We start from the raw sequence: 1,030 nt of genomic DNA, 5'->3' as shown, positions 1-1,030 counted from the left end.
AGATCGAGGACCTGGTAGAGGGTCAGGCCGGTGTGCGGACTTTTGGGTCGAGCCGCCGGAGGGTGAGGAATGCCTGGGCGGCGGTGACGAGGGTGACGTGGTGGTGCCAGCCGCGCCAGGTGCGACCCTCGAAGTGGTCCAGACCCAGGCCGTGCTTGAGTTCGCGGTAGTCGTGCTCGATCCGCCGGCGCATCTTTGCCCACCGCACCAAGTCGGTGACCGGTGTGGTGGCGGGCAGGTTCGAGATCCAGTAGCCGGTCGGAGTGTCCTGGCCGTCCGGCCATTCGACCAGGAGTGTCCGGGTGGGCAGGACGCCGTCCCACCGGTTGCGGCCGCCGCCCGCCTTCTGGGCTGCGGCCAGGGACTGCTTGCCCGCAGGCCGGACCGTCAGGACCGCGAACCGTGAGGTCATCGCGCCCTTGCTGCCCTGGCGCCAGGTCACCTCGGTGAACCGGCCGGCACCGGCCTCGGCTGCGAGGACCGAGACGGCCCGCGGTGGAGTGCGATAGCGGGGCAGCGTCGGCGGACCGAGCCCGCCATAAGCGGGCCGGTGCGGCTCGGCATTCTCCGGGTGAGCGACTTCCTTCCCGGTCAACGCCAGGACATAGGACAGCCCTCGCTCCTGGAGACCGAGCCGGAAGGGCGTGCTGACGCCGTAGCCGGCATCGGCGACCACGACCGGCGCCTTCAGCTGCCACTCGCCGAGCGTGTCGAGCAGGCCGAGCGCCAGACGCCACTTCTCCTGGTGGACGACGTCGTCGGGGACTCCGGCCCTGCGGCAGCGGTCCGGCTCATCCGTCCACTCACGCGGCAGATACAACTCCCAGTCCAGCGGGCAGGACGCGGTGTCGGTGGCGGCATGGGCGCTGACCGCGACCTGGCAGTTCGCCCGTTTGCCGACCGCCCCGCAGTACTGCCGGGCCACCCCCACCGACGCCCTGCCGCACTTGGGAAACGACACATCGTCGATCACCCACACCTCAGGCGTGATCGCCTCGGACAGCCGCTCGGCGATCCGCCGCCGCACCGG

General features: G+C 71.0%; 1 protein-coding gene. It reads right to left on the bottom strand.

Translation table 11 applies throughout. The annotated features are described in order from the left end of the window. Nucleotides 1-22: 22 nt before the first annotated feature. Nucleotides 23-1,030: IS701 family transposase (locus JHAT_RS33455; RefSeq protein ID WP_077802016.1), on the bottom strand; the 1,008-nt coding region annotated here is incomplete at its 5' end.

It is taken from the genome of Streptomyces sp. JHA26 (assembly GCF_002005565.1).
Lineage (GTDB): Bacteria > Actinomycetota > Actinomycetes > Streptomycetales > Streptomycetaceae > Streptomyces.
This window is presented reverse-complemented; position numbering and strand designations above follow the sequence as displayed.